This is a genomic window from uncultured Paraglaciecola sp. (assembly GCF_937123705.1).
Classification (GTDB): Bacteria; Pseudomonadota; Gammaproteobacteria; order Enterobacterales; family Alteromonadaceae; genus Paraglaciecola.
Window position 1 is genome coordinate 92,589 of record NZ_CAKZKO010000098.1, and the last position, 22,517, is coordinate 115,105.

The 22,517-nt window shown below is 43.8% G+C and carries 20 protein-coding genes; 2 read left to right on the forward strand and 18 right to left on the reverse strand.

Going from position 1 to position 22,517, the window contains the following annotated elements; translation table 11 throughout:
- Nucleotides 1–86: 86 nt before the first annotated feature.
- From Q0688_RS13375 to mnmA, 16 genes are all read right to left on the reverse strand, one after another.
- Nucleotides 87–1,520, reverse strand: a complete 1,434-nt coding sequence (locus Q0688_RS13375) for an NADH-quinone oxidoreductase subunit N (RefSeq protein WP_299077461.1) — start codon at nt 1,518–1,520, stop codon at nt 87–89.
- Nucleotides 1,517–2,968 carry a NuoM family protein gene (locus Q0688_RS13380; RefSeq protein WP_299077464.1) on the reverse strand — a complete coding sequence of 484 codons (1,452 nt, stop codon included), beginning with the start codon at nt 2,966–2,968 and terminating at the stop codon, nt 1,517–1,519. Before Q0688_RS13380 ends, Q0688_RS13375 begins: the two co-directional genes overlap by 4 nt.
- Complete coding sequence (gene nuoL, locus Q0688_RS13385; RefSeq protein ID WP_299077467.1) at nt 2,956–4,776, reverse strand: NADH-quinone oxidoreductase subunit L; 1,821 nt, start codon at nt 4,774–4,776, stop codon at nt 2,956–2,958. Before nuoL ends, Q0688_RS13380 begins: the two co-directional genes overlap by 13 nt.
- Before the next feature lie 2 nt (nt 4,777–4,778).
- Entirely contained in the window at nt 4,779–5,087 is a 309-nt protein-coding gene (gene nuoK, locus Q0688_RS13390; RefSeq protein ID WP_299077573.1) for an NADH-quinone oxidoreductase subunit NuoK, read from the reverse strand.
- The gene (nuoJ, locus tag Q0688_RS13395) at nt 5,084–5,638 is read right to left on the reverse strand and encodes an NADH-quinone oxidoreductase subunit J (RefSeq protein WP_299077470.1); all 555 of its coding nucleotides are present in this window, start codon (nt 5,636–5,638) and stop codon (nt 5,084–5,086) included. The genes nuoK and nuoJ overlap by 4 nt, the downstream gene beginning before the upstream one ends.
- Nucleotides 5,635–6,150 (reverse strand): NADH-quinone oxidoreductase subunit NuoI, encoded by a 516-nt coding sequence (nuoI, locus tag Q0688_RS13400; protein ID WP_299077473.1) that lies wholly within the window; start codon nt 6,148–6,150, stop codon nt 5,635–5,637. The genes nuoJ and nuoI overlap by 4 nt, the downstream gene beginning before the upstream one ends.
- Before the next feature lies 1 nt (nt 6,151).
- The gene (nuoH, locus tag Q0688_RS13405; protein WP_299077476.1) at nt 6,152–7,105 is read right to left on the reverse strand and encodes an NADH-quinone oxidoreductase subunit NuoH; all 954 of its coding nucleotides are present in this window, start codon (nt 7,103–7,105) and stop codon (nt 6,152–6,154) included.
- Nucleotides 7,105–9,879: an NADH-quinone oxidoreductase subunit NuoG gene (nuoG, locus tag Q0688_RS13410; protein WP_299077479.1), complete on the reverse strand. Its 2,775-nt coding sequence runs from the start codon at nt 9,877–9,879 to the stop codon at nt 7,105–7,107. Before nuoG ends, nuoH begins: the two co-directional genes overlap by 1 nt.
- A 3-nt stretch (nt 9,880–9,882) precedes the next feature.
- Entirely contained in the window at nt 9,883–11,151 is a 1,269-nt protein-coding gene (nuoF, locus tag Q0688_RS13415; RefSeq protein WP_299077482.1) for an NADH-quinone oxidoreductase subunit NuoF, read from the reverse strand.
- Nucleotides 11,144–11,680: an NADH-quinone oxidoreductase subunit NuoE gene (gene nuoE / locus Q0688_RS13420; RefSeq protein ID WP_299077485.1), complete on the reverse strand. Its 537-nt coding sequence runs from the start codon at nt 11,678–11,680 to the stop codon at nt 11,144–11,146. The genes nuoF and nuoE overlap by 8 nt, the downstream gene beginning before the upstream one ends.
- Nucleotides 11,677–13,431, reverse strand: a complete 1,755-nt coding sequence (gene nuoC, locus Q0688_RS13425) for an NADH-quinone oxidoreductase subunit C/D (protein ID WP_299077488.1) — start codon at nt 13,429–13,431, stop codon at nt 11,677–11,679. Before nuoC ends, nuoE begins: the two co-directional genes overlap by 4 nt.
- Nucleotides 13,432–13,433: 2 nt before the next feature.
- Nucleotides 13,434–14,075, reverse strand: coding sequence for an NADH-quinone oxidoreductase subunit B family protein (locus Q0688_RS13430; RefSeq protein ID WP_299077490.1), 642 nt, complete (start codon nt 14,073–14,075; stop codon nt 13,434–13,436).
- Nucleotides 14,075–14,470: an NADH-quinone oxidoreductase subunit A gene (ndhC, locus tag Q0688_RS13435; RefSeq protein ID WP_299077493.1), complete on the reverse strand. Its 396-nt coding sequence runs from the start codon at nt 14,468–14,470 to the stop codon at nt 14,075–14,077. The genes Q0688_RS13430 and ndhC overlap by 1 nt, the downstream gene beginning before the upstream one ends.
- 502 nt (nt 14,471–14,972) lie before the next feature.
- Nucleotides 14,973–16,355 carry an adenylosuccinate lyase gene (gene purB, locus Q0688_RS13440; protein WP_299077496.1) on the reverse strand — a complete coding sequence of 461 codons (1,383 nt, stop codon included), beginning with the start codon at nt 16,353–16,355 and terminating at the stop codon, nt 14,973–14,975.
- Between the two features lie 9 nt (nt 16,356–16,364).
- Nucleotides 16,365–17,009 carry a high frequency lysogenization protein HflD gene (gene hflD, locus Q0688_RS13445; protein WP_299077498.1) on the reverse strand — a complete coding sequence of 215 codons (645 nt, stop codon included), beginning with the start codon at nt 17,007–17,009 and terminating at the stop codon, nt 16,365–16,367.
- On the reverse strand, nt 17,009–18,139 hold the full coding sequence (gene mnmA / locus Q0688_RS13450) for a tRNA 2-thiouridine(34) synthase MnmA (RefSeq protein ID WP_299077501.1): 1,131 nt from the start codon (nt 18,137–18,139) through the stop codon (nt 17,009–17,011). Before mnmA ends, hflD begins: the two co-directional genes overlap by 1 nt.
- A gap of 455 nt (nt 18,140–18,594) precedes the next feature.
- Here mnmA and Q0688_RS13455 point away from each other — a divergent pair, with 455 nt between their 5' ends.
- On the forward strand, nt 18,595–18,969 hold the full coding sequence (locus Q0688_RS13455; protein ID WP_299077504.1) for a DUF3718 domain-containing protein: 375 nt from the start codon (nt 18,595–18,597) through the stop codon (nt 18,967–18,969).
- A gap of 123 nt (nt 18,970–19,092) precedes the next feature.
- Here the strand turns inward: Q0688_RS13455 and Q0688_RS13460 are convergent, their stop codons facing one another.
- Entirely contained in the window at nt 19,093–19,677 is a 585-nt protein-coding gene (locus Q0688_RS13460; RefSeq protein WP_299077507.1) for a pseudouridine synthase, read from the reverse strand.
- A 268-nt stretch (nt 19,678–19,945) separates the two neighbouring features.
- Here Q0688_RS13460 and Q0688_RS13465 point away from each other — a divergent pair, with 268 nt between their 5' ends.
- Nucleotides 19,946–22,174 carry an NADP-dependent isocitrate dehydrogenase gene (locus Q0688_RS13465; protein WP_299077509.1) on the forward strand — a complete coding sequence of 743 codons (2,229 nt, stop codon included), beginning with the start codon at nt 19,946–19,948 and terminating at the stop codon, nt 22,172–22,174.
- A gap of 93 nt (nt 22,175–22,267) precedes the next feature.
- Here the strand turns inward: Q0688_RS13465 and cspD are convergent, their stop codons facing one another.
- Complete coding sequence (cspD, locus tag Q0688_RS13470; protein ID WP_007619891.1) at nt 22,268–22,486, reverse strand: cold shock domain-containing protein CspD; 219 nt, start codon at nt 22,484–22,486, stop codon at nt 22,268–22,270.
- Between the last annotated feature and the right edge of the window lie 31 nt (nt 22,487–22,517).

A 22,517-nucleotide genomic window follows, 5' to 3' on the forward strand; every position in this document is an offset into this window, starting at 1 on the left:
AAAGTCGCTGGATCCTCGATAACAGCATTCAGGGATGGCATAGAGAATAGTGACAAAAGCTACTGGTTCCTGCCTAGCCTAAAAACCTAACCAATAGCCAAAATACTTCTTAATTGATCGCCCAACAGACCCGGTAAGATCCCAAGCACAAGTAAACCTGCAGCAATACAGCCAATCCATATCTTAGTTAGGTAAGCGCCTGAAGCCTGATAAATGTCTCCCTCTGCAGGAGCAAAAAGGGTGAAAATTACTCGTAAGTAATAATACAGCCCCACCGCACTGCCCACTAACATGGCCGTGACTAACCACCAAGCTGAAAGCTTAACTGCCAGCGTTAACAGATAAAATTTGCCAATAAACCCTATGGTAATTGGCATACCAGCCAAGGACAGAAAGGCAATAGTCATCACTGTCGCTAGCCAAGGGTGTTTCCAAAACAAACCTTTTAGTTGCGGCAATTCATCTAAGTCTTGTTGGTCGTCCAGTTTGGAAACCAAAGTTAATACCGCAAAGATTAAAATGGATGCGACCAAATAGGCCAACAAATAATAACTCACCCCTTCGAGCACTAAACTATGGTCAATGCCCATGGCAATAACCCCTGCCACGAGTACGTAACCCATGTGGGCAATAGCCGAGTAGGCCATCAAACGTTTTAGATTTTGTTGTTGCAGCGCCAGCCAATTGCCAAACAGCATGCTGGCAATCGCCATCCAGCTCAGCATCCGCACCATATCTGCCTCAAAATCAGCAGGCACTTGCAATATTAGTTTAATAAACAACGCAAAAACAGCCGCTTTGGACAGACTAGTGAGCAGTAAGGTGGAATTAACGGGCGCACCTTGGTACACATCTGGTGTCCAAAAATGTAACGGTACCAGAGACAATTTAAAGGCCAATCCGGCTAACACTAATACAAAGCCACTTTTGGCCATTAAACCCATAGGAGAGTGCAGCATATCCACTAACATTAGCTGGCCGCTGCTGGCATACAATAAGGCGAAACCCAACAATAATACACTTGTGGCCGCACCCGACAGCAATAGATACTTCATTGCACCTTCAAGGGCCAATTTACGTTCGCGGTTATAGGCCAGCATGGCGAGCATCGACAAACTCATTAATTCAATGCTGAGTATCACACTGCCCACATGGCGAGACATCACTAACAGCATCGCGCCTAAGCAAGACAGCAACAGCAGTAGATAAAACTCTTCTGCCACTTCTTTGCTATTTGCTCCCATGTATGGCCCTTGCAGCAAAGCCACAGAAATAGCTACCATCAAGAGTAATAAGCTAAAGAAGCCACCTATAGGTTCGTATTCGAACAAAATTGTGATGGTTTTGATGTCTGTTGGATATTGGCAAACCAGTGCTGCGAGTGCTAATAAAAGCGTTATTAGACTCAAACCCTGAGCAAAAAAATGACTGCGCTTGATACTCGCTTGGATCATCAGCGCCAAAATACCTGCACTAACTATTAAAACCGGCAACAATAACCATAATTCTTGCATACTCATGGGCGTACCTCTGCAGCGCTTAGCATTAAGCTGTTTATGGTTTCACTACTCAAGTCCAAGACTATATGCGGCTGTAATCCGAAATATATTAAGGCAACCACTAACAGGCTAGTGAACACCAGTTCTCGCATATGTAAGTCAATAATCTCAATATTGGCCGGCCCTTGAAAAGCCCGTTGAAATAGGTGTAAGCCATACACAGCTGACAGCACTATCCCCAAAGCTGCCACTATGGTTTGCAGCGGAAACTGCTGATAACTGCCAAGCAAGGTGAGTAGCTCACCATTAAAGTTCGCCATGCCCGGCATGCCAATGCCAGCCATCACAAATATCAAGGTCACTGTGGCCATCTTGGGGGCGCTGGCCCACATGCCACCCATCTTGCCAAGCTCTCGACTATGAATACGATGTTGGATCAAACCAGCCATGCTAAACAAAGCCGCGCTACTGATACCATGAGCGACAATAGTTAAAATCGCACCTTGCAGAGCCACTTCATGCCAACTAAAGAGTGCTAAGAGTACAAAACCCATATGACTGATACTTGAATAGGCTACTAAGCGTTTAAAGTCAGTTTGACTGTAGGCCATGAGCGCGCCGTAAATAATACTCACCACGCCCAAACTGACCGCAATGGGCGCAAACTCCATAGTGGCACTGGGAAAAAGCGGTAACACTATGCGAATTAAGCCGTAAGCGCCGGTTTTTAGGAGTATGCCTGCCAGTAACACACTGCCCGCTGTGGGTGCTTGGGTGTGCGCATCGGGTAACCAGCTATGAAATGGCACCATAGGTAACTTAACCGCAAAGGCAATAAAAAAGCCTAACATCAACCAAAACTGCATGTTGTCGGGTATGGTTAATTGCTGCAATTCAGCCAGATTAAAACTCAATTCGCCAGTTTGACTTTGATGGAATAAAGCTAAGGCAATGATAGCAATCAGCATCAACAAACTGCTGACTTGGGTAAAGATAAAAAACTTCAATGCCGCATAACGGCGATTCTCATGACCCCAAATTAGAATAAGCGCGGTCATGGGCAATAACATCACCTCCCAAAACAAGAAAAACAAAAACAAATCGGCGGCTAAAAATACCCCAATGATACCTGCCACACTGAACATTAGATTGAAGTGAAAGAAACCGCGGTGTTGCTCAATATCTTTCCAAGAAACCAACACCGCTAATATGGCCAAAGCAAGGGTCAGCGTCACCAGTAATAAAGCCAGCCCGTCGTATAACAAGGCAAAATGAATATTAAAGCGGGCAAACCATTCCCAGCTAAGAGTACTTGTGCCTTGGCTGCCTAGGTAAATACTAAAAATCAGCAGGGCAAACAAACTAAAGAGGGTAATCCAGTTGCCAGAACCTTTGATTTTTTTCTCACTGCCCCAAGCGCAAACGCCCAGTATCAATGGAAGCCAAATCAGAAAACTTAACGCCACCATAATAACCCTCCTAACATCAGGGCACAGCCAGCGAGAGTGCCAAATAAATACCAGCGTACTTTACCGTTTTGACTAACAACCAATATTTCATTCAAACTGAAGTTAAACCAACCTACAAAATGATAAAAATGGTCAATCACATCGCTTTTGTTGATACGGGCAAAGAGTTGTAAGGGCTTAGTGAAAATTTGCTCATAGAGCCAGTCGAACCCCAAACCATCGCGGCAAAAATGACTGATGGTCCCTTCGTTTGTTTGTTTAGGTTGGCGAGGGAAATACAATACCCAAGCGAGCATAAAGCCAACCACAGCCACGGCCACAGGCATCCATTCAATCCAAAGTGGTAAATGTGGGTGTTCAGCGGTACCAAACACCAAACTAAAATCTAAACTCACAAAACCGCCTATCACCGCTAACGTGACTAAAGGTAATAAAGGCACCACAAATTGGCTGGATGGGGAGTAATCAGGCTCTTTTAAATCATGATTGGCTGGGCCAAAACACACAATAAAGAGTAAACGAAAACTATACAGGCTAGTCAAAAATGCCCCAAGCACGCCTATCCACCATAATGTTGGCCCTGCGGTATGAGCTTCGTAAGTCGCGGCCAGTATGGCTTCTTTACTGAAAAAACCCGAGCTACCAGGAAAAGCCACCAGAGCTAACAATCCGATTAATAAGAAGGTTGAGGTTAAGGGTAAGCTTTTATACAAACCACCCAACTTGAAGATATCTTGTTGGTGGTGCATTTTTAAAATAATACTGCCGGCGGTCAAAAATAGTAGTGCCTTAAAAAATGCATGGGTCATCAGATGAAAAATAGCGGCATCAAAAGCCAGTGCACCTAAGCCTAAAAACATATAGCCAATTTGACTCATAGTGGAATAAGCTAAAATACGTTTGATATCTGTTTGGGCGAGGGCAGCAATACCTGCCAATACTAAGGTTAATGCGCCAATCCATGCGACTATGTTAAGTACCCCTTCTACCTGTAAAAACAGCGGATGCATTCTGGCTATTAGATACACACCAGCCGTTACCATAGTGGCGGCATGAATTAATGCACTCACCGGAGTAGGACCTGCCATGGCGTCGGGCAACCATGTTTGCAAAGGAAGCTGCGCCGATTTACCGACCGCGCCGCCTACCAATAACATACAGGCCAGCCATAGTGTGGATTGTGAAATTTCCTGAGTGGACGTTACAATGGTATTAATATGCAAACTGCCAAACTCATTGAATAAAATTAGTAAGCCAATCATCATGGCGGTATCGCCAACACGGGTCACAATAAAGGCTTTTTTTGCGGCCACCACGTTTTCAGCTTTGTGTTGCCAAAAACCGATAAGCAAGAAACTGCATAAACCTACGCCTTCCCAGCCTAAATACAACAACACTAAACTATCGCCTAGTACTAGCATCAACATGGCAAACACAAAGAGGTTCATATACACAAAAAAGCGCTGCATATCTTTGTCGTCGAACATATAAGCGGCGGCATACCAGTGGATCATCCAGCCGACACCGGTAATTACCCCTGTCATCACCAGCGATAACTGATCCAGCTGTAACCCAAAGTGCAGCGGCGCATCAGCAATAGGCAGCCAATTAAATAACACTTGTTGAAAGGCGGTGGCACCCATCTCAAAAAATTCGATACCAATAAGCAGGGTTAATATGGCTGCACAACCCATAGAGCCCACACCCAGCAGCGCCACTAACATAGGCGAAAGGCGACCCGCCAGCAGCAACAATATCAGCGACGAGACAAGAGGCAATAGTGGCACAAGGAACAGTAAGTCTTGCATAGTTATCCCTTCATCTCCTTGAGTTTATCTACATCTAAATCACCAATGTGTTGACGTAGCCGAATGAGTAACGCTAACCCTAGCCCCACTTCGGCGGCGGCAATACTTAAGATAAGAATGTAAATGACTTGCCCATCGGCCTGCTGCCATATACTGCCCGCTAAAATAAAAGCTAAAGCGCCAGCATTGAGCATGATTTCCATGGACATCAGCATAAATAAAGTGTTTTTACGGCTAAGTAAACCCACAAGCCCGATAGCCCAAAGTAAGGCTACCAGCACAAAACCCTGTTCAATAGGAAGTGTCATTATGAGCCACTCCTATTTTCGGCATCGTGTTTAGGAAGCTCTTTGGCTAGATGATAACCACCGACTAATCCTGCCAATAGCAAGAAGGAGGCGATCTCAACTGCGAGTAAATAAGGGCCAAATAACAGTGTGCCTACCGCTCTGGCGTCAACTAGTTGTATTTGCGCCACGGTCTGGGAGTGTGTTGCCCATTCTTGTTGAGACAGGATCACAAAGACAATTTCACCAAGCAACACCACAGTTAACAGGCTAGGGCCAACCCAGCTTTGCCATGTTAACCATTGCTCCTCTCGGTCGATGTCTGTTTGATTAATATTAAAAATCATCACCGCAAACACAAAGAGCACCATAATCGCCCCCGCATACACTATGATTTGAAGCGCTGCAGCAAAAGGTGCGCCGAGTAAATAAAAGCACATAGCCAAAGCCAATAAACTCACCACTAAATACAGCAGCGCATGTACCGCGTTTTTATTGGTGACCACAAACAGGCTGGCGATAACGGCTATGCTGCCGCTGACGTAAAATAATAATTGCGCACCCTCGATATTCACGGCATTAAACTCCTTACGTCTATGGGAGGCTTTTCTTGTTCGGCTTGCCCTTTATCTTTGCCTTTTACGCTAATTCCGGCATGGTGATAGAAATTGTAGTCGGGCTGTTTGCCGCAGCCGTCTATCAACAAATGTTCTTTTTCGTACACCATGTTTTGCCTGTTGTATTCAGCCATTTCCACATCAGGTGTCAGTTGAATGGCGTAAGTAGGGCAGGCCTCTTCACACAAGCCACACATAATGCAGCGAGAAAAGTTGATCCGAAAAAAGTCGGCGCGCCAACGGCCGTGATCGTCTTCGGTTTTTTGCAAAGAGATACAATCTACTGGGCAAGCTACCGCGCAAAGATTACAAGCAACACAGCGCTCTTCGCCGTCTGGGTCGCGGGTTAATACAATACGACCACGATAACGGGGGGCTAAATAAGGTTTTTGTTCTGGGTATTGCACTGTGTCGGTGCAGTCGAACAAATGTTTGAATACGGTCCAGATGGTTCTAATTTGGGAAAGCATCTTAAAAGTCTCCCCATAGTTTCACCACTGCTGTACCCACTAAGTTGAGTAGTGCCAGTGGTAACATCCACTTCCAACCAAATTCAAGCAGTTGATCAAATCGCGGCCTAGGCAGAGCGGCTCGAAGCAGAATAAAGAAACAAATGAGGCTCATGGTTTTTATCACAAACCACACAAAAGGCGGTAACCAAGGGCCTTGCCAACCACCTAAAAATAGCGTGGTGATCATCATCGAAATCAACATCATGCCTAGGTATTCACCGAGGAAAAATAACGCAAATTTAATGCCTGAATATTCAGTGTGAAACCCTGCGGTTATCTCTGTTTCTGCTTCAGGCAAGTCAAAAGGTAATCTGTGGCTTTCTGCAATGCCGGCAATCATAAAGACCACAAAGCCAATAAACTGCGGCACCACAAACCACACATCTTGTTGCGCCAGCACTATATCGCTCAATCTAAAACTGCCACTTAAGATCACTACACCTAAAAGTGAGACGCCCATAAACACTTCGTAACTGATGGTTTGCGCCGCCGCCCGCATGCCGCCAATCACCGCATACTTGTTGTTAGACGCCCAACCCGCCAGTACTACCGAATACACTGCCATCGAGGTCATGGCCAAAAAGAATAACAGCCCAATATTGCTGTCAGAAATCATCAAACCCGGCGCCATGGGTACTACGGCAAAACTCATGAGTATTGCCATCGCGCCAATTAACGGAGCCAGTATAAACACAGGTCTATCGGCAAAAGGTGGGATCCAATCGTGTTTAAAGAGGATTTTTATCAGGTCAGCCAGTGATTGCAATATGCCAAAATAACCCACGCGGTTGGGGCCGTATCTTTGCTGAAAAAAACCTAACAAGCGCCGCTCAAACCATACCAACATAGCGGCCGTTGGCACTAAAATAGCCACCATTAAGGCAATGAGTAGCATTAAATCGAGTTCAGGCATTAGATGACTCCCTCAATAAAATGGATGGGGATGGTTTGATCTTGCACCAGTAGTTTATCTTGCTGTTGTTGCTTATCGGCTTGGTGTTGAGTCTGTTGCTGCAACATCAACGCTTGGTATGCTTTAATCTGTTTGCTGGTGGCAACCGTGAGTGATTCGCAATGCTCTAATTCGAATAACTGATCGGCGGGCACATAAACCAATAAAGAATTAACTGGTACGTGTGTACTGATTAACAATTGCAAAGGCGTAGTGTTTTTATCGCAGTAAATAAGTTGCTGTTGTGAAAATCCCATTTTTTTAGCATCCAAAGGCGCCATGACTATTTGCCCTTGCACCTTGAGCTGTGCAATAGGCAAGGCATGTAAACTCAAATTATCGCTGCCAAATACCTTTTGTAGCGGCAATATTTGCCATTGTACTTTGCTGCTTTTCGACCAAAGCGCTTGCCACTTAAACCATTGATCGCCTTTTTGTGCGGTGATGCAGCGCACACCTTGTTGCTTTTCAAGCTCACTACTACGGTATTCGTCGTGAAACTTATGATTGGATTGATTTGAGTTCCAACCCGGTGACCAACTGTAAGGCAGTGGAAATGCGTCTTTTTGCCCGGCTTGGGTGCCTTCCATACTGTGTTTGTATGGTGCATTTGCTTCGCCAAAAGGTTTAGGCTCATGCACAGTTTGATTAGCAAGCATGGCAGTACGGCCACTTGCTCTAGGTGTTTGTAGTGCTAGTTGGCTCTGATGATGTTGTTCAAAATATTCACCCAGCACAGGATGTTCTTGACTAAGTTGCTGTCGTAGCTCACCTAAATTATCGATATCAGCTAATGAATGTTGACGCAATTTGGCGATATTCACCAACCATTGCCAAGCAGGCAAACATTGCCCTGAAGGTTTGGTTGCAGGCAGTCGAGATTGGATCAATCCTTGATAATTCAGCTCTGAACCACTGCACTCACTAAAACTAGATACCGGTAAGTTGATTTCGTTTTCGCTAGGCTCGCCAAGCTGACTTAAACGCACTACCTTATTGGCACTACTACGCCATTCATTGAGTTTGTTATCGAAAGCGGGTGAACAATGATCCAGAACAAACATATTAGTTTTTTCTATTACCATGTCGTCAACACTCAAATATCCGTTTTGGGTAAGCAGACCTAGCCCTAAGGTATTGGCTTCGGGTGGAACGATGCACAGCATGGCATTATCAGCAGAACTTTTGCCAGCACTTTGGATCTTAAGGGCATGGCGAATATTGCTGGCTGCGGCTAACAGCGCAGGGTTGTTGGCCGACCAACCTGTGACTATTAATGGGCGTTTGGCGGTTTTTAGGATCTCAAGTAATGCTAGGGTTTCTGGCGCAACTTTACTGACTTTAGGTTTAGGCGAGCGTTCGCTGAGTAAATTTGCCAACAAAAATCCCTGTTCGGCAGCTTGTTTAGGGTCGCATACTAAGTTAATCGTCGCTTGTTTTGTCAAATCGTTTTCACCATAACCAAAGATGGCCATAGGCACCGGATGATTAGGTTGAATAGCCCTTACCGCTGCATCTTGCCAATTGGGTACTCTAAGCTTTTCTGCTTGTTCTTTGGCATTGCTCAATAGTGCTTGGCGGATGGATAAGGCAATACGTGGGGCGCTATTGTTAACGTCTTCAGCCAAAATGATGATGGCATCGGCTTGCTCCATTTCGGCCAGACTGGCGGCTTGCCATTGGCTTAAAATTGAGGTGTGAGTGGCTAATAACTTTTCTTGTTGGCTATCGAGCCCTGGATTGAAGTTTTCTTTACCCACCAATTGTTGTAAGGCAAAGTTGTCTTCCAAACTGGCTTGACTGCTGCCAATACCAATGCAATGGCCTTTATCTTTGAGGCGCACATTAAGTTCAGTATCAGACCAGTTGCTTGGATTTTTATCTACGGTAATTGACAGGCGACGGGCTTCGCTATTCACAAAAGAAAACCCATAACGGCCACGATCACATAAAAAATAACCGTTTAGATGATCATTCAAACGATTGGTGACCCGCCGCACTGAGCCGTAACGCTCTGAAAGACTAGTATTACAACCCACCGAGCAATGCTGACACACTGACGGAGCGCTTTGTAAGTCCCATTTTCGGCTATAGTGATCACCAAAAGGTTTGTCGGTAAATACACCTGTAGGACAGACTTCTACTAGGTTTCCTGCAAATTCGTTTTCTAATGTGCCGTCACACTGGCGACCAAAATAGACCTTGTTACTCGAAGCCTGCGCCGCTAAATCTGTGCCACCGGCGTAATCTTTATAAAATCGTTCACAGCGATAACAGGTAATACAACGATTCATTTCATGTTTGACTAAAGGGCCCAAGTCTTGATTAACAAAGGTGGTTTTTTTGCCTTTGTATTGACGTTCATTATGGCCAGTCATCACTGTCATATCTTGCAAATGACATTCACCCCCTTCAGCGCACACTGGGCAATCGTGGGGATGATGGGTCATCAGTGCAGCAATCACTTGCTCCCGAAATTCGGTTTCGGCCGGCTGCGTCATACTTACGCGCATACCTTCGGTGACAGGGGTCATGCAAGCAACGATCATTCGTCCTCGGGTATCATTTTCGTCTTGATACTGAGTCATTGCACATTGCCGACAAGCGCCAACTGAGCCCATGGCGGGGTGCCAGCAAAAATACGGCAGATCCTTTTTTAACGATAGACTGGCCTGTAACAGGTTTTGCCCGTCCTTCACTGTATATTCTTGATTATCAATAAAAATTTTGGCCATAACTTAATGCCCGTGAGGACACCCCTTGTGATCAATATGCTGCTGAAAATCATCGGCGAAATATTTCATTCCACTGCGCAATGGCTCAACTGCACCCGGTGCCAGTGCGCAAAACGTTTTACCTATCCACATAAACCCGCATAACTGCTGCAAGGCATCGAGGTCATCTTGGGTGCCATGACCGGCTTCAATGCGACTTAAAATTTCTACCGCCCAGGGCAAACCATCGCGGCAGGGTGTACACCAACCACAGGATTCTTGAGCAAAAAATTTGAGTAAATTTAAGATCATGCCCACAGGGCAATGTTGGTCATCAAGGGCAATCATGATACCTGTGCCCATACGACTACCGACTTTGGCAATGGCGTCATATTCCATAGGGGTGGATAAATGCTCTGGCATTAAAAAATCGGTGGATGCGCCCCCTGGTAACCAGCCCCGCAGGGTGAGTCCATCTTGCATGCCGCCCGCCAGTTCCAAAATTTCAGCGGCTGTGGTACCCATTGGCAATTCCCACAAACCGGCCTGTTTGACTCTGCCACTGATGCCAAATATTTTAGTGCCTGTGTCTGCACCACCAGAAAGTTGTTTATACCAATCCACGCCATGATTTAAAATGCCCGGAAGATTACACAAGGTTTCACAGTTGTTGACTATGGTGGGACGGCCGAATAATCCGACGACTTGGGGGAAAGGCGGTTTAGCCCGTGGGTTGGCGCGTTTGCCTTCTAAGGCGTTAATAAGCGCGGTTTCTTCGCCGCAAATATAACGCCCAGCGCTGGTGTGTAAATGAAGCGCTAAAGAATAGCCGCTGCCATTAATATTGTCGCCGAGTATCCCTGCCGATTTGGCTTCATCTATCGCTTGTTGTAAGCGCGTGGCACAAAGGCGATATTCGCCCCGCAAAAAGATATAGGCAACGTTTGCACCTATGGCATAGGCAGCAATCATCATGCCTTCGATTAATAAGTGTGGTGCGCCTTCCATCAACCAGCGATCTTTAAAGGTGCCAGGCTCCATTTCGTCGGCGTTACACACTAAATATTTGTTTTTGGGTGCATCTTCACCCATAGGTACAAAGCTCCACTTCATACCTGTCATAAATCCAGCGCCACCACGGCCTTTAAGTTGTGCGTCAGATACTTGTTGTTGCACCTCTTGAGGCGGTAATTTTAAGGCATTGATAAACCCAGCATAGCCCCCGTTTTTTTTGTATGCGGGTAAATCTTGCGGGTTAGCTAAATCAAGATATTGGCTAAGTGGCTTATGCATTGTTGGCTCCACTTAATCTTTGTAGCAATTTATCGATGGACTCGATAGTCAGGCTTTCAACTAACTCGCCGTCCAACATCAAAGCAGGGGCTTTATCGCAACAACCCAAACAGACATTAGGCAGCAAGGTAATTTTGCCGTCTTTGGTGGTTTGCCCAAATTCTATTTTGAGGGTTTGGCGTAAGTGATCGGCAATGGTCTTAAAATCGTGTAACCAGCAACTTACGCTGTCGCATAAGTGGATAACATGTTCACCAACGGGCTGGCGGTATATCAAGTTATAAAAGGTGGCCACACCTTCTAATTCTGTGGCCGACATGCCTAACATATTGGCGATGGCATACAGGCTTTCATCACTTATCCAGCGCCGCTGTTGTTGTACAATTTGTAATGCATCTATGGCAGCGGCGGGACGAATTTCGTATAAAGCACATTCGTGCTCAATTAGCTCAATCTCTTTTGCTGACAGCACATCACGGTAATTTACGTTCTGTTCGTCAACTTGTTTAATCGGGATCACATTGCTCATCTGTCTACGTCCGCCATAACAAAATCTATGCTGCCGATAGTGGCAATTAAGTCCGCTATCATCTGACCTTTAGCCATCACTGGGATCATCTGTAAGTGTGGGAATGAAGGGGTGCGAATACGGGTGCGATAACTCATAGTACTGGCATCGCTGGTTAGATAATATGCATTGCTGCCTTTGGTGGCTTCCACTTCTACCATAGCCTCGCCTGCAGGTATGACTGGCCCCCAACTTACCCCTAAAAAGTGCGGGATAAGGGTGTCGATATCCTGCATAGTACGATCTTTGGGTGGCGGTGTGGTTAACACATGGTCAGCTTTATACGGACCTTCGGGCATGTTTTGCACACACTGGCGAATGATACGCATGCTTTGGCGTATTTCTTCTACTCGCACCGCGCATCTGTCGTAACTGTCACCTTTAGTACCTAAAGGCACCTCAAAATCGAAATTTTCGTAACCGCTATAAGGGCGCTTTTTGCGGAGATCCCAATCAAAACCTGTGGCCCGTAATCCAGGACCTGTTACGCCCCAAGCGATGGCGGTTTCGGTGTCATAGGCACCAATGTCAACGGCGCGTTTTTTAATGAGACTGTTTTGCATCACCATTTTGTCGTAGTCGGCCATTCGCGCTGGCATATAATCGAGCCATTCGGTGACCATTTTGTCCCAGCCTTTAGGCAAGTCGGCCGCAAGGCCGCCAATGCGAAACCAGGCAGGATGCATACGCGCACCGGTGATGGCTTCAATGATGCCAAATAACTTTTCGCGATCGACAAACATGTAGAAAATGGGTGACAACGAGCCGATATCTTGAGCAAAAGTACCGTAAAACAGCAAATGACTAAGAATGCGGAACATCTCGCACATCATCACTCTAACTACTTTAACCCGCTCAGGCACTTGTATTCCGGCAAGTTTTTCAATGGCCATGACATAAGGCAGGTTGTTCATTACCCCGCCTAAATAATCAATTCTGTCAGTGTAAGGAATGTAAGAATGCCAGCTCTGGCGCTCGGCCATTTTTTCAGCGCCGCGATGGTGGTAACCAATATCGGGAATGGCTTCTACTATCTCTTCACCATCAAGTTGCAACATGATCCTAAATACACCGTGCACACTTGGATGGTTGGGGCCTAAATTCAGCCACATAAATTCTTCAGGATTGCCTTGAGGTTTAAGACCCCAGTCAGCGGGATTAAATTTTAGCGCTTCTTGTTCTAAGTCGCGCATATCATCCGGTAAACTAAATTCACCCATTTCGGTGGCGCGGGCAGGGTGAGTTTTACACAAGGGATGACCTTGCCAAGTGGTTGGCATCATGATGCGTCGTAAACAAGGGTGGTCGCTGAATTTTATGCCAAACAAATCCCATACTTCGCGCTCATACCAGTTTGCGTTTGGCCAAATAGCACTGACACTTGGCACTTCTTTAGAGTCCGTTGTTAACGCCACTTTAATGCGAATATCCTGATTTCGTCCGTAGGAGCGTAACAAATACACCACAGTAAAGTCCCGTCTGTGGGGGATCACATTGTGCTGGCGTGTGGTTTCGTCTATCGCGGTTAAATCAAATAAAAAATCGAATGCTTGGTCAACTTTAGAGCGTAACACTTCGCACAAGGGTTTTAGATCTTGCGCGGCTACCCATAAAGTAGTGATTTCATCAGCGGTTTGCTCTTCCTGTAACACCACAGCAGGCAAACAGGTTTTAATGTCATCCAATAATTGGGCTTTAGAAGGCTGCTCCATAACTACACTCTATCCGGCGGGGTAAGGTCTGTAGTACGCATCCGCTCGCTAGTATGTAAGTCTCGTTGACTCGGTTTTGCCACTTGGCTAACCGTTTGATCGCCTACTACCCAGCTTAAGGGCCGTTGCTCTCGGCCTATGGCATCTTGCAATAACATTAAACCTTGCATCAGGGCTTCGGGGCGGGGAGGGCAACCCGGTACATACACATCCACAGGTAAAATTTTGTCGACCCCTTGTACCACAGAATAAATGTCGTACATGCCACCAGAGTTGGCGCATGAACCCATAGAAATCACCCATTTAGGCTCGAGTAATTGGTCGTATAAATGTTTAACCACAGGCGCCATTTTGCGAAATACCGTGCCAGAAATCACAATCAAGTCGGCTTCTCGTGGTGTAGCTCTTATTACTTCTGCCCCAAAACGTGCGATATCGTGACGGGCCGTAAAGCTGGTGGCCATTTCTACGTAACAGCATGATAAACCGAAGTTAAATGGCCAAACTGAGTTTTTTCTGCCCCAGTTGATCATGTTATTCAGGGTAGTAAAAACCACATTCTTTTTGATGTCTTCTTGTACGCTTGCATCAATCACCGGGATTTGCTTGGGTACTATATTGGGGTCGCTGAGATTCCAATCCATTAACGTTGCTCCGGAAGATGTCTTTTAAGAATGTTGAGGGCGCCAATTCGCCATAAATAAACCAGCGCAATCAGTAGGATTATCATAAACACTAATGCCTCGATAAATCCGGTGACGCCTACCTGCTCAAAGGAGATAGCCCAAGCAAAAAGGTAGAGTGTTTCGAGGTCGAAAATAACGAAAAAAATGGCATACAGAAAAAAGTGATTGGCAAATTTAACCCGCGCACCGCCAAGGGATAAAATGCCGGATTCATAAGGTAAGTGAGTGGAGTGGCCTTTAGTTCGAGGCCCAAGCAGGGATGATGCAAACATCACCGCGGCCAACAACAGCAGTGTAAAAGTAAAATACAACAAAATCGGCCACAATTCGGCCAGCGACTGCATCATCTTCATTATCCCCAAAAAAACGTTTAGTGCTTTCGGTCGTTAGTGCCGAAATCTCCGCTTTTGGATCTACTGCTCATATGATCTGTAGCGGTTGTATTGGTTAATCTTTTTCTAGCATTAAAATAGATAACTTTGACCAAGAAAAACCATCAATACTTAAGCCTTTAAGTTTTTACAATAAATTAACATTATATTAATATTTGCTCAGAAGATACTGATATTTGTATGTATTTTGTACATCGAAGTCTTGAAATTGAACAAAACTATGCTTGTAGTGCCCGGAACCTTAGCTGTAATTTTGGCCTAAGATTAGCTCTCATGGGACTTGCGTAGGAATTAGAATGGAGTATTTAAGTACTCGTTAAAGGTGCGGAATTTTTTAGGGGGACTCAAATAAAAATTGCTTCTCACGATAGTACGAATTGAAATAGCACTTTTGCAGATTTAAACATCAAATTAGCTCATTTAAACACTTCATGGCTAATTTGATGTTGGACTTCACTTATTGCTAGTTGTCTAACTCTTCAACAAACGCAATCGCTCTACCAATATAGTTGGCAGGGGTAAGGCGCTTGAGTTGGGCTTTAGCATTATCCGGTAAGACTAAGGTATCAATAAAGTCGGCCATTATTTGCTGGTTGACTTTTTTACCTCGGGTTAGCTCTTTGAGTTTTTCATAGGGCTTCTCGATACCATAACGACGCATCACTGTTTGCACGGGTTCGGCTAATAATTCCCAGTTGTTGTCTAGTTCGTCTTGTAAACTTTGTTGGTTTACTTCTAATTTACTAATGCCTTTTAGCGAAGACTGATAAGCAATAATCGCATAGCCTACACCTACACCTAAATTTCTTAAGACAGTTGAGTCGGTTAAGTCTCGTTGCCATCTAGAAACCGGAAGTTTGCTGGCTAAGTGTCCAAACATGGCATTGGCTAAGCCTAAGTTACCTTCTGAGTTTTCAAAATCAATAGGATTCACTTTGTGTGGCATGGTTGATGAGCCAATTTCGCCGGCAATGGTTTTTTGTTTAAAATGTCCAAGGGCAATATAGCCCCACACATCTCGATCAAAATCTAACAATATTGTATTGAAACGAGCGATAGCATCAAATAACTCAGCAATGTAATCGTGGGGTTCAATTTGAGTAGTATAAGGATTTAAGGTTAAGCTTAAACTAGTCACAAACTCTTGTGCAAAAGTGTGCCAATCCAATTCAGGATAGGCGCTGAGGTGGGCATTATAGTTACCTACTGCACCATTTATTTTACCGAGAATTTTTACTGCGGCTATTTGATCGCGCTGACCTTGTAATCGGATCATCACATTTGCCATTTCTTTACCCATAGTGGTAGGAGAGGCTGGTTGTCCGTGGGTACGTGCCATCATTGGTACTGATTTTAGTTCTATCGCTAATCGTTTCAGCTCAGAAATTAGTTTGTCGCAATAGGGTAAAATGACCTCATTGGTCGCTTCAGTTAGCATTAAACCATGGGATAAATTGTTGATGTCTTCTGAGGTGCAGGCAAAATGAATAAATTCATTAACTGCATGTAATTCAGGGGTATCGGCTACTTTTTCTTTTAAAAAATACTCTACGGCTTTGACATCATGATTAGTGGTACTTTCGATATCTTTGATGCGCTGAGCGTCGCTTTCTGAAAATTCGCTGACAATATTATCTAAAAATGTATTGGCCTGTGAACTCAGTGCTGGTACTTCTTGAATACCTTGAGTCGCCGCCAACTTTTGTAACCAACGAACTTCAACAATGACGCGATATTTGAGCAAGCCAAACTCACTAAATATATGTCTTAACTCAACGGTTTTGTTGCCGTACCGTCCATCTACTGGAGAAACAGCAATGAGTGACGAGAGTGCAGATGGGTTCATGAAATACTCCTAAATTGGCATGTTGAGATGATGTAAAGTGTGTTCTGCGCTATCTAAAATTTGTTGGCGATTAAACAGTATGTGACGGCGTTTGCCACCCAATTGCCGCCATAATACAGCGGCTCTTATCCCAGCCAATAATAAAGCGCGCACTTTATGCTGATTGTCTGGACGCTGCAATATTGCTGGTACACCGGCCACTTGGATTTTTCTTGATTCAGGGCTTATTAGGTCTGTATAAATGCTGGCCAAATTGCTTTGCAATTGACTATCAGTTTGGTCCAAATGCAGTTGTTGCCTTTGAATATTGGAGATGCGTTCGCCTAACGAAGCCATCATTTTTTTGTTAGCACTAAGTTTACGCTCGATTGATAATAAATTAGCAATATAGCGGGTGACTTCAACGTCTTTTTTAGTTGATTCATTGTTAAGTTGTGCCAGTAGTGTTTTGTAACCTAAAACAATCTGACCAAGATCACCAAATACCTGTTCGGTATTTTCCGAGTCAGTAATAATGACACTGTTGGTGGATGTTACTAACGCTTGATGATCAAATTCTTTGCCACGAGCGATATGTTTAACCAAGGACGCTGCTTGACACAAGCCGGCAAGGGCAATGTTACTTTCATAAAAACGGTGTTTATTGCTACTCATTAACGGATGTAATTCTCAATTATGCCACCACCCAAGCAGATTTCGTTTTGGTAAAAAACGGCTGATTGGCCCGGAGTGACGGCTTTTTGTGGTTCATCAAATTTAACCAACACACTGCCATCGGCATTAGGTGTAATTAAACATGGAATATCCTGTTGGCGATAACGGGTTTTTACAGTACATCTAATGGCTTGCTGAGGGCCTTTACGATCTACCCAGTGCAATTGATTTGCATTTAATCCCTTTGAAAAAAGGCGCGGATGATTGGCGCCTTGGCCTACAATCAAGACATTACGCTCAATGTCTTTGTCCACCACATACCAAGGATCTTCGCTATATTCCTTCATGCCACCTATTAACAAACCTTTACGTTGCCCTAAAGTGTGATACATCAAGCCTTGATGTTGTCCAATCACTTGACCTTCGGCAGTTTCTATTTCACCAGGCTGTGCCGGTAAATATTGGGCTAAAAAGTCGGTAAATTTTCGCTCCCCAATAAAACAAATGCCGGTACTGTCTTTTTTATCATGGGTCACTAAATCTTGTGCTAAGGCGATTTCTCGTACTTTTGGTTTTTCTAAATGGCCAATAGGAAACAGGGTTTGCGCCACATGTTCTCTCCCTAATGTATATAAAAAATAACTTTGATCTTTGTTATCGTCTAAACCGCGCAGCATTTGCCAATTGCCTGTTGCATTAGAGCGCTGTACATAGTGACCAGTAGCAATATAGTCGGCATTGAGTTCTTCAGCTGCGAACTCAAGAAACGCTTTAAACTTGATTTCTTTATTGCACATGATATCTGGGTTAGGCGTACGACCTGCTTTATACTCAGCTAAAAAGTACTCAAATACATTATCCCAATACTCTGCGGCAAAATTAATGGTATGCAGTGTGATGCCTAACTTATCGGATACCGCTTGGGCATCTTTTAGGTCTTCTGCTGCAGCACAATATTCTTCGTTGTCGTCTTCTTCCCAGTTCTTCATAAACAAGCCTTCCACTTGGTAGCCTTGTTGTTTTAACAAATATGCGGAGACAGAAGAATCGACACCACCAGACATGCCAACCACCACTTTAATTTGACTATTGTCTGGTGTGTCTTGGTTACTTTGGGAAGTTGAAATCATAGATTATTGAATAATGACGTTGAGGCTTAAAAATGGAGCCGAAGTTTAGCAGTTCTTGATGGGGAAATCATCAGCTTAATCAGGGGATTTGCAAGGTTAAAGGTGTTTAAATTAAGGAAATTTTAACTTAAATTTTCGATAAGTGGGTTCTTGAGTCCGGTTTTTAAGACATATATGGTGAATTCGATTTCTGCTTATCTTATTAAATTGGTGATTCACCGCTCGCACCTATAAATCCCTAATGTTTTTCATCACATAGAACCGAATGTTAGTCCCTAAAAGTTAACACAAAATCAAATGAGAAACTAAAAAATATATAATATTCAATGCTTTAAGGTTTTTTGGTGGTACACAGAATGTTACATCTAGGCATAATTGGTTTACAGCTTTTTACTCATAATCAATCCAAACTGAGTCTAGGTATTACGCCTAATTTCACAAATAAGGATAGGATTATGTTTAAATTTAAAATGATTGTTACTGCAGTGTTTTGTACTTTGCCGTTACTTGCTAATGCAGGTGTAACTTATGTTGTTGGCGATAACTCAACTGAAAGCCGTTTATGTGTCAGTGCCGCTATGGATTCGCCGATTGGGTTTTATAAAGCTTCCAGAGACTCGGGTAAAAGCATGCATTATATTTCTAATAATATTTCATGTAATGATCTAGTGATGGCGGATTTTGCTTATCAAGTTGGCAATATCAAAAACGCTAAGCGTTTGTCAAAATTTCAGAAGCGTCGAGGTCAAGTTAATATAAAAGAAATCGCGCAAGTTCGTGCTGACGAAGTGGAAAACACTGATCGCGTTGTAGTGATCTATGGCCGGTAAGATAGCCAAACTTAGGCATGACGTGGCAATAAAAGTGTCACGTCATGGCTGAGTTTTGAAGATGAGTAACTGTTCATAGGTAATAGTTTTTTCTATGGCTTGGCATTTTTTAAATATGTTGTTTTACACTTCAATATACGTCCCGTTTGCAATTCCATCAATGGTCCAGTCTCCAATCCGATAACGCACTAATCTTAAGGTGGGAAATCCAATATGGGCTGTCATGCGTCTAACTTGACGGTTTCGACCTTCTGAGATTGTAATGGAGAGCCAACTAGTGGGTTTGTTTTGCCTAAAGCGTACCGGTGGATTGCGCGGCCATAAAATAGGTTCGTCAATTAATTCAACCTTGGCGGGTTGGGTGCAACCGTCTTTTAGATTCACTCCCTGACGCAGTTGTTGTAGGTCTTGCTGCTGTGGTACACCTTCCACTTGCACCCAATAGGTTTTACTTGTTTTATGTTTAGGCGAGGCGAGTTTGTTTTGTAATTTACCGTTATTAGTGAGTACTAATAACCCTTCGCTGTCTTTGTCTAATCGCCCTGCTGCGTAGACTTCTTGGATGGGAATATAGTCTTTTAAGGTTTGCCTTCCTGCTTGGTCAGTAAATTGGGTCAGCACATTATATGGTTTATTAAATAACACTACTCGAGTCTTTGCAGGGCTTGCTGAGTTTTTTTTTGAACGAAAATTGGGCGAATTTGGCATATGTTTAACTACGAGATAACTGCATAAATTGGTTGTTAGGTAGACAATTTTAAGTGAAGTTTGGGTTACATTACAAAATATACAAGCAAAACTTTTACTTAATTGTCCAATCCATATATTATTCACGATCTATTTAGACTAGGTCTAGTTTAGACATTTTTTATTTCGGTACAAAACACCCACTCATAGCGACGTAAAATCGCAATTTATGCATATTTAAGCGTAAATAATGGGTTGTCGGTGCTTTGCCATTAACATGAGGCTTATAATGACGATTTCCAAGTCAAAGATTATCTACACTAAAACGGACGAAGCACCGGCACTTGCTACTTATTCACTGCTTCCCATTATTCGCAGCTTTACTTCAAGCGCTGGCATTGAAGTCGAATTATCCGATATTTCATTAGCGGCACGTATCTTATCCGTTCTTGGCGATCTTCTCCCTGCCGATCAGCAAGTACCTGATGCATTAGCTGAGTTAGGTGCTTTAACTCAAGAAGCATCTACGAATATTATTAAGTTACCAAACGTGAGTGCTTCTATTCCTCAGTTAAAAGAAGCCATCAAAGAATTGCAAGCTAAAGGGTTTGCTCTTCCAGAATTTCCGGAAGAACCAAAAAGCGATGCAGAAAAAGACATTAAAGCACGTTACGGAAAAGTTTTAGGTAGTGCGGTAAACCCAGTATTACGTGAAGGTAACTCTGATCGTCGTGCACCAACAGCCGTGAAAAATTATGCTAAAAATAATCCTCATTCAATGGGAGCTTGGAGCCAGGCATCGCAGACTCACGTAGCCCATATGCGTGGCGGCGATTTTTATTCTGGCGAAAAGTCAGTCACAGTAGCTAAGGCTGGCCACGTTAAAATAGAATTTACTGATAAATCAGGGAATGTCACCGTACTAAAACCAAAAGTTGATTTATTGGCTGGCGAAGTCATAGACGGCATGTGCATGAGCAAAAAAGCATTATGTGAGTTTTTTGAGACTCAAATTGAAGATGCCAAAAATACCGGTGTGTTGTTTTCTTTGCATGTAAAAGCCACCATGATGAAGGTTTCTCACCCCATTGTTTTCGGACATTGCGTTAAAGTGTTCTACAAAGATTTATTTAAAAAGCATCAAGCCTTGTTTGATGAATTGGGTGTTAATCCAAATAATGGCTTAGGCAGTGTTTACGATAAAATTGCCACACTTCCTGAATCACAGCGCACTGAAATTCAACGTGATATCAATGCCTGTTATGCCGACCGTCCACCTATTGCGATGGTTAATTCTGACAAAGGTATCTCAAACCTGCACGTACCTAGTGATGTGATTGTTGATGCCTCTATGCCAGCAATGCTTAGAAGCTCTGGGCAAATGTGGGGACCGGATGGCAAGTTGCATGATACTAAAGCGGTTATTCCAGAAAGTACTTATGCCACTATTTATCAAGAAGTGATCAATTTCTGTAAGACTCATGGTGCATTTGATCCTACGACTATGGGCACAGTGCCTAATGTAGGTTTGATGGCGCAAAAAGCCGAAGAGTATGGTTCACACGATAAAACCTTCGAGATGACCGGTGATGGTAAAGTACAAATTGTTGATCAAGACGGCACAGTGCTTATCGAACATGCTGTTGAAGAAGGCGATATTTGGAGAATGTGTCAAGCCAAAGACGCACCTATTCGTGATTGGGTTAAGCTAGCGGTGAATAGAGCTCGCCAATCGGGTATGCCAGCAGTATTTTGGTTGGACGATGAAAGAGCACATGATGCTCAATTGATTTTGAAAGTGACTGAGTATCTAAAAGAGCATGATACCGATGGCTTAGATATTTCAATATTATCGCCTGTTCGCGCGATTCGCTACTCAATGGAAAGAGCGATTCGTGGATTAGATACTATTTCGGTAACGGGTAACGTATTACGGGATTATCTTACGGATTTATTTCCAATCTTAGAGTTGGGAACTAGTGCTAAGATGTTATCTATTGTGCCTCTTATGGCCGGTGGTGGCTTGTTTGAAACAGGGGCAGGTGGTTCAGCTCCTAAGCACGTTCAACAGTTTGTTGAAGAAGGTCATTTACGCTGGGATTCATTAGGTGAATTCTTAGCCTTAGCTGTGTCTTTGGAAGACTTGGCCATTAAAACTGACAACAGCAAGGCTAAAATCTTGGCCGGTGCTTTAGATCAAGCAACCGAAAAATTGCTTACCAATGGTAAATCACCCTTGCGTAAAGCGGGCCAGTTAGATAACAGAGGAAGTCACTTCTATTTAGCCATGTACTGGGCCGAAGCATTGGCTAACCAAGCTGACGATCAAGAACTAGCGACTAAGTTCAAACCTTTATTCGAGTCTTTGTCAGCTAACGAAACTAAAATCTTGACCGAAATTGATGCCACTCAAGGTAAAGCGGCAGATATTGGTGGTTATTACTATCCAGATGATGCGTTAGCGACACAAGCAATGTGCCCAAGTGCGACATTAAATGGTGTATTAGCGGCAAATTAAGCAAATACTGGCCTCATATTCTGGGGCCTTATTGTTAACCCACACAAAAAAGCAGACGTTACAGTCTGCTTTTTATTATCAAAGATAAAAATCTTATCTTTCAGGCTCACCTTTGAAATCAATATTCTCTGCATGTAGTCCTTTAGGACCTTGCTGCACTTCATATTTTACTTCTTGGCCTGCCTTGAGAGAGCGATAGCCCTCCATTTGTATTGTTGAATAATGAGCGAAGATATCTTCACCGCCATCATCTGGTACGATAAACCCAAAACCTTTGGCATTATTGAACCATTTTACTTTTCCGACTGCCATACTTCTGCTTCCTTTTAATCCCTTGAACTAA